The organism is Paenibacillus sp. J31R120, assembly GCF_056269225.1.
Window position 1 is genome coordinate 103,682 of sequence record NZ_JBWDNN010000007.1, and the last position, 16,671, is coordinate 120,352.

Annotated in this window: 14 protein-coding genes; 4 read left to right on the forward strand and 10 right to left on the reverse strand. The window is 49.9% G+C overall.

Annotated features, from left to right (window positions below):
• Nucleotides 1–108 precede the first annotated feature (108 nt).
• The 8 genes from AC0YNW_RS22340 to AC0YNW_RS22375 form a co-directional block, all read right to left on the reverse strand.
• Complete coding sequence (locus AC0YNW_RS22340; protein WP_475833829.1) at nt 109–675, reverse strand: hypothetical protein; 567 nt, start codon at nt 673–675, stop codon at nt 109–111.
• Nucleotides 676–723: 48 nt separating this feature from the next.
• A complete protein-coding gene (locus tag AC0YNW_RS22345; RefSeq protein WP_475833830.1) occupies nt 724–1,458 on the reverse strand; it encodes a hypothetical protein in 735 nt (244 codons plus the stop codon).
• Nucleotides 1,459–1,695: 237 nt separating this feature from the next.
• Nucleotides 1,696–4,314, reverse strand: coding sequence for a family 16 glycosylhydrolase (locus tag AC0YNW_RS22350; RefSeq protein ID WP_475833831.1), 2,619 nt, complete (start codon nt 4,312–4,314; stop codon nt 1,696–1,698).
• Nucleotides 4,315–4,885: 571 nt separating this feature from the next.
• Nucleotides 4,886–6,457: a response regulator transcription factor gene (locus AC0YNW_RS22355; protein WP_475833832.1), complete on the reverse strand. Its 1,572-nt coding sequence runs from the start codon at nt 6,455–6,457 to the stop codon at nt 4,886–4,888.
• Between the two features lie 3 nt (nt 6,458–6,460).
• Complete coding sequence (locus AC0YNW_RS22360; protein ID WP_475833833.1) at nt 6,461–8,299, reverse strand: sensor histidine kinase; 1,839 nt, start codon at nt 8,297–8,299, stop codon at nt 6,461–6,463.
• Nucleotides 8,300–8,454: 155 nt separating this feature from the next.
• The gene (locus AC0YNW_RS22365) at nt 8,455–10,119 is read right to left on the reverse strand and encodes an extracellular solute-binding protein (RefSeq protein ID WP_475833834.1); all 1,665 of its coding nucleotides are present in this window, start codon (nt 10,117–10,119) and stop codon (nt 8,455–8,457) included.
• 88 nt (nt 10,120–10,207) lie between these two features.
• Nucleotides 10,208–11,092, reverse strand: a complete 885-nt coding sequence (locus AC0YNW_RS22370) for a carbohydrate ABC transporter permease (RefSeq protein WP_475833835.1) — start codon at nt 11,090–11,092, stop codon at nt 10,208–10,210.
• 18 nt (nt 11,093–11,110) lie between these two features.
• Nucleotides 11,111–12,031, reverse strand: a complete 921-nt coding sequence (locus AC0YNW_RS22375; RefSeq protein WP_120114101.1) for an ABC transporter permease — start codon at nt 12,029–12,031, stop codon at nt 11,111–11,113.
• Between the two features lie 147 nt (nt 12,032–12,178).
• Between AC0YNW_RS22375 and AC0YNW_RS22380 the strand changes: the two genes are divergently transcribed.
• Nucleotides 12,179–12,922, forward strand: a complete 744-nt coding sequence (locus AC0YNW_RS22380; RefSeq protein WP_475833836.1) for a glycoside hydrolase family 16 protein — start codon at nt 12,179–12,181, stop codon at nt 12,920–12,922.
• 345 nt (nt 12,923–13,267) lie between these two features.
• On the opposite strand, the gene AC0YNW_RS22385 is transcribed toward AC0YNW_RS22380, so the two are convergent.
• Nucleotides 13,268–13,786, reverse strand: coding sequence for a DinB family protein (locus AC0YNW_RS22385; RefSeq protein WP_387477169.1), 519 nt, complete (start codon nt 13,784–13,786; stop codon nt 13,268–13,270).
• Between the two features lie 160 nt (nt 13,787–13,946).
• Here AC0YNW_RS22385 and AC0YNW_RS22390 point away from each other — a divergent pair, with 160 nt between their 5' ends.
• Entirely contained in the window at nt 13,947–14,567 is a 621-nt protein-coding gene (locus AC0YNW_RS22390; protein WP_475833837.1) for a class I SAM-dependent methyltransferase, read from the forward strand.
• 1 nt (nt 14,568) lies between these two features.
• Here AC0YNW_RS22390 and AC0YNW_RS22395 read toward each other — a convergent pair whose 3' ends face one another.
• The gene (locus AC0YNW_RS22395; RefSeq protein ID WP_475833838.1) at nt 14,569–15,447 is read right to left on the reverse strand and encodes a hypothetical protein; all 879 of its coding nucleotides are present in this window, start codon (nt 15,445–15,447) and stop codon (nt 14,569–14,571) included.
• Between the two features lie 212 nt (nt 15,448–15,659).
• Here AC0YNW_RS22395 and AC0YNW_RS22400 point away from each other — a divergent pair, with 212 nt between their 5' ends.
• Entirely contained in the window at nt 15,660–16,160 is a 501-nt protein-coding gene (locus tag AC0YNW_RS22400; RefSeq protein WP_475833839.1) for a MarR family winged helix-turn-helix transcriptional regulator, read from the forward strand.
• Between the two features lie 5 nt (nt 16,161–16,165).
• A complete protein-coding gene (locus AC0YNW_RS22405) occupies nt 16,166–16,600 on the forward strand; it encodes a flavodoxin domain-containing protein (RefSeq protein WP_475833840.1) in 435 nt (144 codons plus the stop codon).
• The last annotated feature ends 71 nt before the right edge of the window (nt 16,601–16,671 follow it).

Here is a 16,671-nt window from a genome sequence, read left to right on the forward strand (position 1 = left end):
AACAGACTGCCGCGGTCCAAATAAAGCAATGCTTTATTCAGCGACGTCTGCCCTTGGTTCATCATCAGTACCTCCTCAATATAGGCTGACTAGCCACTACCCTTGTTCTTACAAATGATAAGATGTCGCTTTCCCTGCGACGATGTTGTCAGGATGTACGTCAGTCTGCTCATAACCATTCATGCGAAGCAGAATATACTCTACTTCCTCCAGGGACATGCGCAATTGCTTACTGACATCGTATAGCCCGATGTCTTGTGCAAGAAGCTTCCTTGCCTGCTCGATCTTTCCCTCCAGCCAATTATTCTCCAGCATCCAGCCCTTCACCTTCGCCAATAATTGCTGCTGGTCTTCCGTACCCGCATACTTCTTGTACTTCACAATCGACTCCACCAAATATTGATAGAGCCCAATTCCTAGAGCCTCTCGCTGCTCGTTTTTGGACATTCGCAAATACTGCTCATAGGGGATACTAATATCCAGCGTAAGTGTCTGATCCCGGCTATCGAATCGTCTGAAGGTCCTGCGTTCATAACTTTCCGGCAATACACGCCACATGAACGCAATGTGATAAGGAAACGACCAAGCTTCCGCCAATTCGGTGAGCGGCAACAGCTCGTCTTTTAATTGGCCCACGCATGTGCCATGTGTATCCAAGCCAAAGGTTATGTCCACTATTCCCGCTCCCTTATTAGACCAAATGATTGGCATGTCTCACTGAAGTTACCCTACGCATCCCTGCGACAACAACCATCGCTCCATCGTAACGAACGCCTGCGCAGCATCCTCTTCATATATGACAGCCACCTCTTGCCCGTAGGCATAATTAAACCGTATATAACCGCCTATTTCCTGATAGAACAGTAGACAGGTAAATTCATTTTCGACGACCAGATCAGGCGGGAAAACCTCCCGGAACATTCCTGACAGCTTCGGCAGCGTCAGTCCATTCGTTCCCGGCGGCAGACGCAAAAAACGATGGTTCCGCGTCTCGGACCACGGTTCATAATAGACCGCCCCTTGCTGGCCACATCCGTATACTTGGCTATAGATATCATCCAGCAACAAAGCATACATGCTGTCATCCTCCGTCTCCCGTACCTGCACAACCACTCTCTCGATACGCTCCGCATGCCGCGGCAGCCATAACAGCTGCTTCGTCTGCGGATGCACCGCCAGAAAGTCGCCATCTGCGGTATGGCCTATTGCGACGCACTCGCCAATCTGCTCTTGTGTAATAGGGCTGTCCGCATCATGCTCCCATAATTCATATTCCGGGAAAGGACGAAGCACCTCGTTATCCGGTGAGTAGACATTCATCCAACCCCTGTACGTCCCTGAACCAAACCGCTTCATAAACCGAAGATATCCTGGCGGAAAAGAGACGGCTGAATTCAGCTCTATTGCTTCCATGTGAGCCGATGATAGCGGCCCTGGCTGTGATACCAAATACATCATCTTCCTCCTTTGCTCTCCTGCTTTCTTCTATGTACGGAAGCAGCACGCCTTAAGTTGCTTGAACTGCTAAGTTTAGCCAAAAGGGACTAGCATGATCATGGGGAGAGCTGCTGTCCATAATGCCATGAGCCTATATGAGTAAGGCGACATAACAAGATAGGCGAAGGGAAACGATGCTTCCCCTCGCCTATCTATGGCATTACTCTGTTATTCTCAGACCAAGCAACAAGTCATCGCTTACTCAGGCGTGCCTTGCGTTACCCCATGAACATACGTGAACCATGGCGTGTCGAGCGCGCCTTGACCTGGATTATAAGTGAAGAAATATTCAACCGTATCCCCTTGCTGCAAATTATTGACCGCATAGGTATAGTTGCCGTTGCCTGCTGAAGTCATAGCAACGTTCTGTTGCCCGCCGTTATTGATCTTATAGTGCAAGTCGGCAAAGGTCGCACCATTGACATAGAACTGCAGGTTGTTTCCGATTTTCTTCAGCCCGCGCACCGCGTCGCCAATAACAATGACCGTAGGCGCTGCAGGCACCACCGTAATGGTGCTTACAGCTGTCTTGTTGCCGTCAACGCTCGTCGCCGTGACCGTGGTTGTGCCCGGAGCGAGTCCCGTCACCTTGCCGCTCTGATTCACGGAAGCGACGCTCGAATTGGATACGGTCCACGTTACTTGTTTATTCGTCGCATTAGACGGCGCTACTGTAGCATTCAATTGTACGTCCTGCCCTACTTCCACTTGTGCAGAAGTCTGGTTCAGCGTTACACCGGTAACGGATACACTCCCGGGATTCTCACTGTCGCCTTCTTTGTACACACGTACATAATCGACCTGCATCGTTGCAGGAATATCCTGAGGGTCTGGGCTGAGCAGTCCGTCAAAGTATCCGCCGATCGCCAGGTTCATAATGAGATAGAACGGCTGATCGAATGGCGCGTTCGGATTATTCGGAGCAGCTACGGAATACCATTGGTCTCTTGTTACTTTGAAGAAGAACTCGCCATCGACATACCACTTGAAGTTGTCCTCTTCCCATACCATGGAATAGACGCGGAAATCGTTGGCGAAGGTTTGGCCCTCTGGGAAGTGGTATTCACCCGCAATGTAGCGGTTGACCGGCCACTGTCCGCCAAAGTGAAGCGCTCCGCTAGTTGTGCCAGGCAAGCGTCCCTTTGCTTCCATAATATCGATTTCACCGGATGCCGCCCATGCGCCGTAAGCCGAGTCTTCCGGAAGCATCCACAGAGCCGGCCAGACGCCATTGCCCGTCGGCAGTTTCGCGCGGATGTCCACTCTGCCGTACTGGAAGGAGAAGTTATCCTTCGTATTCAGCTTGCCAGAAGAGTATTGCGCATAACGAGTTGGGTCCTGAGGGAAGTTCTTCGGATCATTCAGCGCTCTGAGATTCAGCTTCCCGTCTTGAATAAATACGTTCTGCGAGCTGTCCGTATAGTGCGCCAGCTCCGCATTGCCCCAGCCCCAGCTGTTAGGGTCGTTGCTAATGTAATAGCCTGTTTCATAATTCCATTTGTTCGTATCGAGCTGAGTGCCGGCAAACTCATCATTCCAGATGAGGTTCCAGTTCTGGATCGCCGGATTGGTTGGCGTGCCAATCTCAATATCGTCATGATCGCTCACATCCGGACGCGGAGCGTTCGGGTTGCCAATGAAGGTGTAGTAGACATAATTGTTGCCTACGCTGCCGCCGGACTGGCCGTTCAGCGGATAGCCGATACGAATCTGCATATCGACTTGGATAGGCTGGAACCACAGACCATAGATGTAGTCAGCCCAGTACCCCCATTGATTGGCATCAGACATATTATTGTAGCCATTCGGGGAGTAGGCAAATCCGCTCAGGCTGGAGTTCGCCATATCTACCCATTGGCCATTCACATTGATTTGATAGACGAATTTGCCCAGCTCCGTGCCAATCGCTGCACCGCCGTCAATCTTAGGCAAAGGAATGCCGATGACGCCGCTTTGATCTGCAGTAAAGGTCGTTCCTTCGTATGGAGTCAGGGTATACGAATTTCGGACCGGCACATTGAAGACGATCGTATAAATAACGTTGGCGCCGGAGGATTTCGACTCCAGCTTCACGTTGATGGACTCGGTTACGGTAAACCAGTAGCCGCCCCCGCCTTCCGTGAATTGACCGAAGTTATTGTCATAAATCCAGCCGCTGGCCGCATTGTTTTCAATATCAATCCAAGTGCCGCTGCTCACAGGTTTCACATACACCTTCAGATCATCCGCAACGGCTGCATAAGGAATAGCCGCATTATTGTTGAAGGTCGGGTAAGTGAAGCCCGCTCCGCCCGTAAAGCCCGCTGTAATCTGCGGCCCTTGCGTAAAAGCCATGGACGTAATTGTCGTTTTGTTAATGTTCTGGAATTGAAGCGTGTAATTCAGCGTCACTCCGGGATTGGTCTTGGAGAACAGCTGAATCTCGGTCGTAGCGGAGAGCATAAACCAGTAGCCGTTCATGCCGCCGTCGCTCCAGTGCCCCCAGTTCTGGTTGTAGACATATCCGCTGGCACTGTCAATGTCGACCCAATTGCCGCCTACTTTCACATTTACGCCTACATCATCGGAGACATCATTCCAGGTAGCTGAGCCTCCATTGAATACAGGCATTACAAATCCGTAGCTGGCTTGTCCGACCCCTGACTTGGAGATGACAGGCCCATCCTCTGCTGAGAAGTAAGCCATTGAGGTAACGGCGGTTCCGGCTGCCTGTACCTTGGATGGCGGCAACAGTCCCACGCTGGCGATCATAGCGATTGCTAAGAACATACTCAGTACTCTGTGCTTTAATCTATTCTCCATCCGGTAATATTGCATTACATTTGTCCTCCTTTAATACATAGATGTTTGTGATTTGCCGTGACTAATAGGATAATATTAATTAAAAAGCATAAATATGGGATTGGTTGAATGTCGGGAACTATGCCATTAAGCGCAGTTATGCCTTAATGACCAAGCTTACCCCTGTTTATTACGTGCTTCGCTCGTCAGCGCTGTCCATCTTGACGACCCTGCTGTTACTCCCTTGTGAAGCCCGGGCAGATTCGCCAGCAGACGGTGGCTGACTCGCAACATGGCCCCTTGCACAGATAGAGTATTCCCGCTTCGAATACATGGCTAGCTCATGTATAGCCGCTGGCATACCTGCTGTAAGGCCATTAGACTTCAAGCTTTCCGGCCGAGTCATTCGCTTTATCTGGGCCTGCGGCTTCTGCAACGGACCATGCGAATAGGTCCGTGTACAAGTCAAGGAAACCGCTTACATGGGAGAACATCTTTATTCTAACGAATATCGCAATCGCCTGAAAGGTACAATTGTTTTTGTTATGACCCAATATTTTAGATTGCAGCACTATGCTCAAAAAGATAGCAGCGCTATGACCGGAAGTCATAGCGCTGTGTCTTGGTATTTCCCTTCTCTTTCATACTTCCTCCGCATGAGCACCCTGTATTCGGTAGGCTGCATATTCATAACATCCCGAAATGCGCGGGTGAAGCTCTTATAGCTTTCATAGCCGACCATGGCTGCCACTTCCACGATCTTGTGCTCCGTCTCAGCAAGCAGCCGCCGGGCTTTATCTAGGCGCACGTCACGCAAGTATTCCGCGAAGCCTTTGCCGATATTTTTTTTGAACAGGTTGGAGAAGTAAGCATAATTAAGCGATACGTGATTGGATACCATTGCGAGATCCAGCGGCTTATGGTAACTCTCATGGATGAAACGAATCGCTTCGTTCAAATCCTGCGAGTTGCGATAGCTGCATTTGAATTCATAATAGAATTGGTTCAGACGAAGCAGCTGCTGCTGAAGCGCCTGAATGTAGTCGCGAATGCCCGGATAATCGAACAGATTGCGCAAGCAGTCAATATCCAGCGCTTCCTCCCCCATATAGGGACGTATAACACGCTCATACTCCTCCAGCATCTCGACCATGGCGCGACAGAGCTGCTGCGTATAGCGGATATGATAACGCTGCAGGGCATCCTTGTGGAACATGGAGGAGATACCTTGGGCGATTTTGCCGCTGTTCTTGGTGCCAATTAGCTGGAACAGCGCATAAATATCCTCATATGGAAGCTGCCACTGCTGTTCCAGCCGATCCACTTGCGAGGGCAGTATGCATCGTTTATCAGGGAACAAATAGCTATGTCGGTGCAGCTCCAGCACTTGCGTGTAGCTGCCCGGAAGCTCCTTTAACCCTTTCTGCGGGCTGGTCATCACAATAGTGGTATCAATCTGTGAAGCCTTGAGCGCGGCGGGCAAAGCGCCCGTATCTACGTCTGCGGCAACCGCTAGAATCAGATGCGGGCCGTGCTGCAGGCAGATACAGCCCCGTCTGCCATAGACGCGATACGCAATGGATTCCATGCTATGAGCACTGCTGGCCCCTGGCTGGTTGATCCGCAGCTCCTCACGCAGCAAGCACAGGCGGTAATGTCGCCATAAATCCGGATTTTGCTGCTGGGTCTGAATAATCCACGACTCGTCATTGGCAGCGCCCTGCATATACATGCACAGCTCCTTGCGGTCCGCTTCCTTGGCGCGGCGAGAGACATGCTTCATATTGCGCGAGAGCGCCTGCCGGGTCTTGATCTCTTGCCATACATGCTCGACCGCGGTTTGCAGATCATCCCGCTTCACGGGCTTAAGAAGATAACCCTTGGCTCCAAGCCCTATCGCCTTCTGGGCATAAGCGAAATCGCTATAGCCGCTAATGATCAGATATTCCACCTTGATCCGTTCCTCTTTGGTGTGCGCCATCAGCTCCAGCCCATCCATATCCGGCATCATGATATCGGTAATCACCAGTTGGATGCTATGCTGACGCAAAATGTCCAGCGCCTCTACCCCGTTAGCAGCACAATAGATGGTATCAAGCTCTAGAGGAAATTGGCGCAGCATGGCCTGCAGGCCATCGCGTATTTGCTTCTGATCGTCCACAATCAACATGTTGATCATGCTCTACCACCCTCCAAGATTCACATTTTCCCAAGGCAATCGAATCGTGACACAGGTATAAGCACCCTGCACGCTCTCAATCCACAGACCGCAGCCTTTGCCATAATGAAGCTGCAGCCGCTTATGCACATTTTCCAAACCCAACCCGTTCTTACTCGCCACGATCGGCGTGTCTGAATCGCCCTGCAGCACAGCCTGCAAGCTGGCCAGCATCTGCGGCTCCACGCCCGCTCCGTCATCCCGTATGTTGATGAGCAGCCGGCTGTCATCCTCCACGGAGACACTGATTCCGATCCGTACGCTGCCGCCCCGCGGCGCCGCATGATGAACGGCATTCTCCACGATGGGCTGCATGCACATCTTCGGAATAGTGTACCGCAGCACCTCCGGCGGAAGATCCGCTGTCAGTTCAATGTTGCCGCCTTCCATGAAGTTAATAAATTGAATATAGCTTTGAATGTTCGCAAGCTCCTCGCTGAGGGCCACGGTATCACTGCGCCACTGCATGCTGTATCGGAGCAGCGAGCCTAACGAAACTAAGGCATCCGCAATAGCCGGCTGCCGCTGAACCTCCGCCTGCATACGGATGGACTCCAGCGCGTTATACAGAAAGTGCGAATTGATCTGCGAATGCAGGGAGTGAAGCTGCGCATTTTTGGCTATAAGCTGCTTATCCACCACCTGTGTCATCAGGCGTTTGATCTCATCCAGCATGTTGTTATAGCTTACAGCCACTTCATCAATCTCATCTCCGCTCTCGTGGTCATCAAGGCCCGTGTCAATCTTCGCATCGAGCTGGCCTCTGCGCACCTTGCGCATAGAAACCAATATACTCTCCAGTCTGCGGAACATGCGCCGGGTCGTATGCGAGACGAACAGCATAATGAGCAATAGCACGCTCAAGGTAATGGCTACAACCAGGGCATACCAATTGCGCGGACCTTTCATTAGCGCCTGGTGAGATGCAATATCCACCACATAGGCATCGAGCGGGGCAATATACTTGTACAACGCATAGTAGGTATGATCCCCTACCTTGACCTTAACGGGTTCCCCCTGCTCCAGCACATCCAGCTGCCGGTGAATGCTGCCCAGAATATCGCCCAGTTCCTCTCCTGCATTGCCGGTAAATTCATGCTGAGGATTATACACCGTACGGGCAGGGTCCTTGCCATCCATGACTACTGAAAAGAAATTCCCCCCGGTCTCCTCCAGCATGTCTCGGAAAAATGCGCTGTGCTCTACGCGAATCTCCATAATGCTGGGACGCTTCTGCTGCTGCCCCTGAAGGCGAACGAGCCGGTAGTAGGACAGCGTATGTTCCCCATCCTGAAGGGCAAAGATGCGGTATGCCGTCCCTCCTTCATCCCGCAGCGTGACCCAATAATCCTGCGGATAGAAGTTGTCATAATGGTAAATTTCCGGCCAGATTTCATGCAAATTCGGATTATCGACATAAAAGCTGAGTTGACTAATCATCTCATGGCTTTGAATAATATTATGCATCTGCTCATATTGGTTCTGTCTGAATTTCACCAGCCTAAGGCCGTCGCTGCGCATATTGGAGTGGATAAAATCGACAAAGGCCTTCTGAGTCAACGCCGTAGAGGAAGCGTTTTCAATCATATCCATCCGACTGCGCAGCTGCTCGTTCAGCCTTGATACATGGCTGCTTCCACTCGCCATCGCATCCTTGTACAGCTGCGTCTCCTGTGTTCGGATGAACAGGAAGGATACCAACACGGCAGGAATTGCGATTGTCAGACTGAAGGCCATAAAGAACTTTTGGGATATGCGGGAATTGCGGTACAGCTTTCTCATTCTCGTCAGCAAATAATTCATTCCAGCGCCCTCCCCTACCTCTGTAATATACCATGTATTACAAACCGGCAGGTAGGTAATCAGGCAATATGGCACCCTCTGGCTAGTTCCCGTAAAAGTAGGGAATACCGGCCACCATTACGGCAGCCGGCAATTAACATCCTATAACTATTCGATTACTCCGCCATTTTGGCTTTGCGCACATCCAGCTCCGCCTGACGGAATTCCAGTACTTTGTCAAAGCCATAGCTATCGCGGCGTGCAAGGAAGCTCTCGAACACTTTGTCGAAAGTAGCCTCGTCCTTAGCGGTAATCAGCTCCGGCATGACTTCCTCCCAGTTCTGGGAGATACGCGCCCATGCTACCGCTACATCGGAATCGCCAAGCGGGTCGAGGCCCTTGTAGATACCGCTGTCAATATCGGCCTGAGCGTTCGCGAAGTCCTCCATTTGCTTCAGAACAGGGGCTTTCTCCGGTCTCCACTGGTTGATAATAACCGGATTGCGAACCATCCAGTACGTATCCATGACGCCGTATTCCTTCTCCAGCTTCTCAATATCGTTCGAAAGAAGATCTACCATCTCCGTCTTCAGCGTCGGCTTGCCGTCGACCATATCCCATGTCTCGCCTTCCTTGCCAAGGAACAGATCGCGCTGGCCTTCTTCGCTGGCCAGGTACGTCAGGAAGCGAATGGCACGCTCAGGGTTTTTGGTCGATTTGCTGATCATGGTAACCATCCAGCCGTCCATATTGCCCGGGAACAGCTTCGCGCTGTCGCCGTTGCTGTTCTGTGGTCCATCCACGGCAATGTAGTATGAATCCGGGTTGGCGCTTGAAGCCAGCAACGGGTTAACCGCCGCCATACCGTTCCACTCGCGAACCATCATGAAATAACGGGCGTTATTCGTTTTCTCCTCCACTTGCGTATCGGAATCGACCAGGAAATCTACGTTGATCAGTCCGCGCTCGTAAGCCGTACGGAAGGTTTTCAGCCAAGTAACATAATTGGGATCGGTAATGCGGTCATAAACCTTGCCTTCTTGCTCATGCGGAACAGCCAGCAGATTTTGCAGGTACTCGGTCATGCCGTAAGGCACATTGCCTTGTGCAAAGAACGGGCTGATCGGCTGTCCTTTGTATTCCGGATACTTATCCTTCAGCAATTGCAAGGCATTCAGGAAGCCCTCCGGTGTGCTTAGATCCGGCTTGCCCATTTCCTCATATAGATCCTTACGCACCAAAAACGTTTGGTTAGCGGCAGTCATACCCGTTTCATGCATCAGGTTCGGGCTATACGAATCATTCGGCACGCCGTACGTATTGCCATTCTCTTGACGGTACCACTTCAGTGTGCCATCGCCCGCCACTTTGTAGAAGTAGGGGTCGTACTGGTCTGCCAGTTCATTCAAAGCATACACAAAGTCGCCTTCCCATAGCTTTTTGACAGCGTTTTCCCAAGAGCCCATTGTAATAAGATCCGGCAGTTTACCGGAAGTCATCATGAGCGTAATATGCTCGTTCGCTTCGCCCGAAGGAACTTCGAGTTTTACTTTGACGCCTGTTTTTTCAGTTACATACTTGGAGGCCAAGCTTTCGCCCCAGGAATGCGGATACCAGGAAGCTCCTACGAACCACGATAATTCTATCGGGCTAGTATCCAGCTGCCATGCCGGAACCTCAGGGTTCGGCGTCGCTTCGCCAGCGGGCGGCTGCGAGTTGTTCGAAGGCTGGGAAGTTGGCGTGTTCTCATTGTTCTTCGACCCGGTACACGCGGCCAAGCTTAGCACCATAATTAAAGCCAGGGCCATAATGATGCTTTGCTTCATGCGGTTGCGCTTCATTACGTGATCATCCTCTCTTTTTGTCCCTTTTTTAGTATATATGGATCATACGCCGCTCCGCTCATTACCTTAGATCGGCGTATGACGCTTACCCTTTAATGGCGCCAATCATAACACCTTTGACCAGATAGCGCTGAATAAAGGGGTAAACCAACAGAATAGGAAGCGTAGCTACCATCATGGAAGCGAACTTGATGGAGTTGCCCGGCAGCCTGGCGCCGAATTGCGCCATCGCTTGCTGCTGCATGAACGACATGGAGTTCTCTGCAATAATTTTGTAGAGCATCGTTTGCAGCGGCAGATTTTCCTGCGAGTAGATATAGATGACACCTTGATAATAATCGTTCCAGTGATATACCGCCGAGAATAGCGAGATCGTCGCAATAACAGCCATACTGTTCGGCATGACGATGCGGAACAATACGCCGTAATCAGAAGCTCCGTCTACCTTCGCCGATTCCTCCAGACTATCCGGAATTGTGCGGAAGAAGCTCATGAAGATGACCATATTGAAGAACGTGTACATCGCCGGAATGATGAAGACCAGGAAGTTATCATAGAGTCCCAGCTTCGTCATGAGAATAAACGTAGGAATAAGTCCACCTGAGAACAGCATCGTAATCAGGGCAATCTTCATATAGACCTTACGGCCGATCAGATTTGTCTTGCTCATGCCATACGCTACGATTGCCGTGAACAGCACATGCGCGGTCGTACCGATAAGCGTACGCATCGTGGTGACATAGAAGCCATTCATCAAGCCTTTATCATTAAAGACAACGCTGTAGCTTGCCCACGAGAACGCTTCCGGGAACCAGTTGACCGTACCCAGTATCGCCTTCTCCGGCGCATTAAGCGAGTTGATAAATACGAACCAAATCGGGTACAGCGTCAGAAAACAAACCGCCAGCATAACCAGGGTATTGCAGACTTCAAACACTCCGATACGCCGCACTCTTCTGCGTAATTCCATAAATCTGCCTCCCCTTCGTTAGAATATGCTGTCGCCTGTCAGTTTTTTGGACATGTAGTTGGCCAGGAACAACAGTCCCAGCGCCACAATCGAGCGGGCGAACAACACAGCTGTCGAGAAGGAGTGACGCCCGGATACGAGACCCATGTTATAAATGTACAGGTCCAAGCTTTCCGCCATCCTCATGTTCATGTTGTTCTTCAGCATGAAGATCTGCTCAAAGTTGCTTCCCAGCATTCCGGCGACTGCCAGAATGAACAAGATCGCGATGGTCGGGCGAATGCTCTGTACCGTAATATGCCACATTCGCTGCCAGCGATTGGCGCCATCCAGCTCTGCTGCTTCATACAGCGCCGGGTCAATGCCGGCAATAGCAGCAATATAGATAATCGCGCTCCAGCCCGTTTCCTTGAGCACATCGGAGAAATACGTAATCCACCAGAAGTACTTCGGATCACTGTTGTATAGAATTTCGCGCTCCTGAATGCCAAGGCCCATCATCAATTGGTTCATGACACCGCCTTCACCGAGCCAGTTCAGCATAATGCCGCCGAAAATCGTCCATGCGATAAAATGCGGCAAATACGAAATCGTCTGGACCGTACGCTTGAAGCGTATGCTCCTGATTTCATTCAATAGCAAAGCGAAGAAAATCGGAATCGGAAAACCGAATACCAGCTTGATTGCGCTCATGCCCAGCGTGTTGCGAATCGAGCGCCAGAAGCGGTCATCCCCTATAAATTCCTCAAAGTGCTTCAGCCCGACAAAGGGTGATTGCAGCATAGGCTTGGCAATGCTGTAGTCCATAAATCCGATAATCAGCCATAGCATGGGGATGTAGCAAAAGATGAACATCCATATAATCCCGGGGATTACCATGCTCTGCAGCTGCCATTGCCTGAGCAATGACTTAACTAGTCCTGTCCTCTGTTGGAACATATTCTGTGCCCCCTTCCATCTCATCGTAATGAAAATAGGCATAGGAAAAAAAGGCCATGATTTTTGACCCTATCCCATTTTTTTGGATTTGTTCCACCAAGGGTCAAATTTCAGTATTCTGGGATTAACAGAAGGGAGTGTTCAGGGATGAACAAGCTAATTTGGAAGCAGGATTTTTCGGACAGCCGCACAGATCTGAGCTCATGGAATATTCGCATCGGCAACGACTTGCTGGATAACGACGGAAAGCCGATCCACCCGGGCTGGGGGAACGGCGAGCAGCAATATTATACGAATCATGACAGCAATTTGTATATCGATGAAGCAGGTCTTAACCTATGTGCGCGGCGCGAGCTTACCGAGACGGAAGATGGGCGAAGCTTCCACTACACTTCCGCGCGTCTGGATACAAAGGACCACTTCTCCTATCTCTACGGCAAATTAGTTATTCGCGCCAAGCTGCCGGTCGGGCAAGGTCTATGGCCTGCCATATGGCTGTTGCCGCAGGAGCAGGCTTACGGACCGTGGCCCGCTTCCGGCGAGATCGATATTATGGAGGCCAGGGGCCGCCTGCCTCAGCAGGTATCCGGTACGCTGCACTACGGGAAGGACTGGGATCATAAGAAGCTTGACGAGTATTCGCACCAGCTTGAAGACGGCAACATCAATCAGTTCCGGGATTATACGCTGGAATGGAGTGAACACTCTATCCGCTGGCTCGTTGACGGACATAGTTATGCCGAGCGCCGTATGGAGCCGGACATGCCGTTCGACAAGTCCTTTTACCTGGTGCTTAACCTCGCCGTAGGCGGCTGGTATGACAATGTTGCTATCGATGAATCCGCGCTGCCAGCGGTTATGACGGTATCCGGGATTTGGCTTTATCAGTAATTGAAGAGAATGGAAAAGCCGTTGCAGATGCTGCAGCGGCTTGATTGTTGTTATGGAGTAGCTCATGTGATTACACGATTTCTATATGACGGTTTTATACCAATCCCTGCACCGCTATCTTTGGGCTGGTTTCTCTTACAATTTAGAGAAGGACGCCCCTTAATTCTGGAAATACTGCACTTTCGGCACGATTAGCAGTGTGTGGCACAACTATTTCACTTTTTGGGGCGCCTCCAAGCATTTAACGTTGCTCTACAACGCTATTTACGTGATTCTGCCCTTTCGGCGCGATTAGCGGTGTGTGGCACGACTATTTCGCCTTTTGGGACTGCTACTTTTCAGTGGTTAGTTCTCACTCCCACCTGCCAATTCATACGCAGCTTCAAGCTCGCGCTGCTGTCGTAGATGATGCCGAGAGTGCATACCAATAAGACTGAACCACTCCTGCGCATTTAACCAGCCGAAGCCGTCATGCCTTACTTTATAATTCGGATGGATATCCTTTAATCGGCCTTCCCATTCCGCTATTCGCGTGAGAACTTGATCTAGCCCTTCCGATAAGTCATCCCTGCTTCTCAAATTATTAGGGTTGTTCTCCGGCCCATCCGGCAATCTGATCTTGATCGCAGGGAATGCTCCAGCGCGAAACAACTTTTCCCCCGCATCTGTCTTGCCGCCAGCCTGCTCTTCGCTTGCAGATGCGCAGCCTTCCACTTGGTCCAGATAATCCAGTGCCGTTAGGATAAGATGATCGTACATTTGCCCAAGAGACCACACCTTTGGTGCGGATATGTAACGAAGCTGCTCTGCAGAATATTGCTGTAGTTCACTCTTGTAGGCCTCGATGCATTCAATATGGTTCATGTGTACACTCTCCCAAGATTTGAGCTTCTACTCCCTCTACTTTACAATATTATGCATAGCCATATTTCTTGAAAATTGCTCCTTTTCCATACTTGCAAATATACCGAGACCATATCGCTTCAACCAGCGAGCCATACCTTAGAAAGAAGGTGCCGCCAAAATGAGCAAATCCGAACGCTTCTGGGACAAAACAGCAAGCAAGTATGATCAAATCGAGATGAAAGATACCCAGACTTACCAAAACATCGTCAACCGAACAAAAAAGCATCTCAAATCAAGCGACATAGTCATGGACTACGGCTGCGGAACTGGATTAATAGCCAATGAAATCGCAGAAAACGTGCAGGTGCTTCATGCCATCGATATTTCCGCAAATATGATTGATATTGCCGAGAAAAAGGCACGCAATCGGAGTATCGCCAATATCAACTATGCTCACACGACCATTTTCGATGAACGGTACAAGGAAGGCTCATTCGATGCTATCTTGGCCTTTCATATTCTGCATTTGCTGGAGGACGAACAAGTCGTACTGCAAAGAATAAACGAGCTGTTAAAGCCTGGAGCATTATTGATTTCGGCAACACCATGCGTTGGTGAAAAAAGAATGCTTAAAGGCCTGTTGTCCGTTGCAGGTAAAGTGGGTCTAATGCCCGCTATTCAAGCATATAAAATCAACGACCTCGTCGATGCCATTAAAAGAGGGAGCTTCTCCATTGTGGAGACAGATTGTTTAAATCCGCGCTCTCAGGAATATTTCATTGTGGCCAGGAAGAATTAATCTATCCTTGAACGTACACCTCACCAAAAAGTTCTCTGGCCGCATCTCCATTCACTCCAAGCTCTCCACTCCAAGCTGCCCATGGCATTTCCATATCCGAGCGGCCTTTTGTGTTCGCAAGCTTCGCTTCTTGGCTCACCATAACCTCATAATCCGTCCATCTGCCGAAATCAATCTGGACCAGCAGGTTTGGAATAACCCCTGCTATAGCGAGCGAATTCAATATCCCCCGCCGTACGTATTTGTTTTTCGGCATGATCTTCTCTGCCGCCAGCCGCTTCTCGAATTCACCCGGCGTTTCATCCGGCCCCGAACGCGCCAAGCTGTCCAGCAGACTCCGAAATACATCCATATCCTCATTTGTCGGTTTAACCGGGGGCTGCCCGGCCAGCTCCTTCAAGTCGAGGAGCGCTCCCCAAAGGTTGGAGCCATACGCGTTGCCTAAGTAAAGGGCGTAGTGAAGGTAGGAAGCATTTTCCCAAAATCCATCCTTCTTTTCCTTCGAAAAGGAGCACACTCTGCAAGCCGCATAACGCTCGCCCTCTTGGAACTCATGCTCCGGCATGTTCTGCATGGTGTAATAGCTGATAAATGAAGACAGCCCCCGGGGATAACTGCCGCCTATACCCGCGACAAAACCGTCTATAATGCGTTCACGAGTTAACCGATTGTCCCCTCTAAGCTCTATTAATTCCTTTATGCAAGAGTCATGAGATAGCCACTCCAATTGGTTGACCGGCCAATTCATTTCCTTCAAGAGCTCTTTCTCCCGATCTGTTAGTGAATCTTCCTGATACAAGCTCACTTCTCGCTCACGATCATAGGTGCAATTAGTAGCATGGTACAACTTCTTGAGAACGCTCATTTTCTTCTTATCCATATCCGCATACCTCCGAACGATTGAGATAGTTTCTTTACGCTTCCATGGAATGGAAAGTTTCGCTATCTGCTGACTAGAGCTACTCGTCTGCAAACAATACGCCTCCGTTTTTTAATCGAATAGATATTTGACATCAGACTCGCGATCAAGTATCTTGATTATAAAGTATCTTGATTATCAAGATAAATAACGACTCAAGGAGGACTACCTTTTTGTCAAACCATCCAGAACAGCCTACGGAGCAACAGGAAAACCTTACGATGAGCATGCGCGGACTGGGAAACAGAACGGTACTATACCAGCAAAGTGTAGCTGCTTCCTTAGGGCTTTATAATAATGATTTCTTATCCGTCGACATTCTGCATGAAAAAGGACCCGTCACCGCCGGTGAGCTGTCAAGACTAACCGGTCTCACAACAGGCAGTGTGACCTCCTTGATTGACCGACTGGAAAAAAACGGGTTTGTGCGCAGACAACAGGATCCTCATGACCGCCGCAAAGTGATTATCGTTCCGATATATGAAGACAAGGAAGAAGTCCGTCAAACGTATCTCCAGCTCCACGCAGCAATGGTTAAGCTGGCGTCCTCTTACTCCGATGAGGAGCTCGAGCTTATTAGCCAATTTCTGAACAAAGCAAGCGCCGTACTAGAGGAGCAAATTCATCATCTTCATGGAAATGCACGTCCAAATAAAGCAAATGATAAGGGATGAGTCAAATGGCTGTATTAGTAATCTACGCAACAAAAACAGGAGCAACGGGTCAATGCATAAAGGTGCTGGCAGAGGAAATTCCAAATTGTACGACTTGTGATATTCAGACGGAGAAGCCTATTATCGAGGATTTTGACCACATTATTTTGGGTGCGGGCGTCCGGGACGGAAAGATATACAAGCCGATTCGCGACTTTATCAAAAAAAATCATGACGCCCTGCTACAAAAGAGAATGGGATACTTTATTTGCAATGAAAAGCCCAAGGAAACGGCAGATATTATAGAACGGAATATTCCCGCCGATCTAAAGGAAGCCGCTGTCTGTATGGAATCATTTGGCGGTTATAAGGCTTATGCTGCCCCAAAAGAGGGTACCGATCAACTAAAAGGGATTTTCGCGGATAAAATAAAAGCTTTTGCCGAAAAATTTAAAGTATAATCTCTTCCAATTAGGCTTCCATGCCCAATCAAATAAAAAGGCCTCCCTGCATATACAAAATGCAGAGAGGC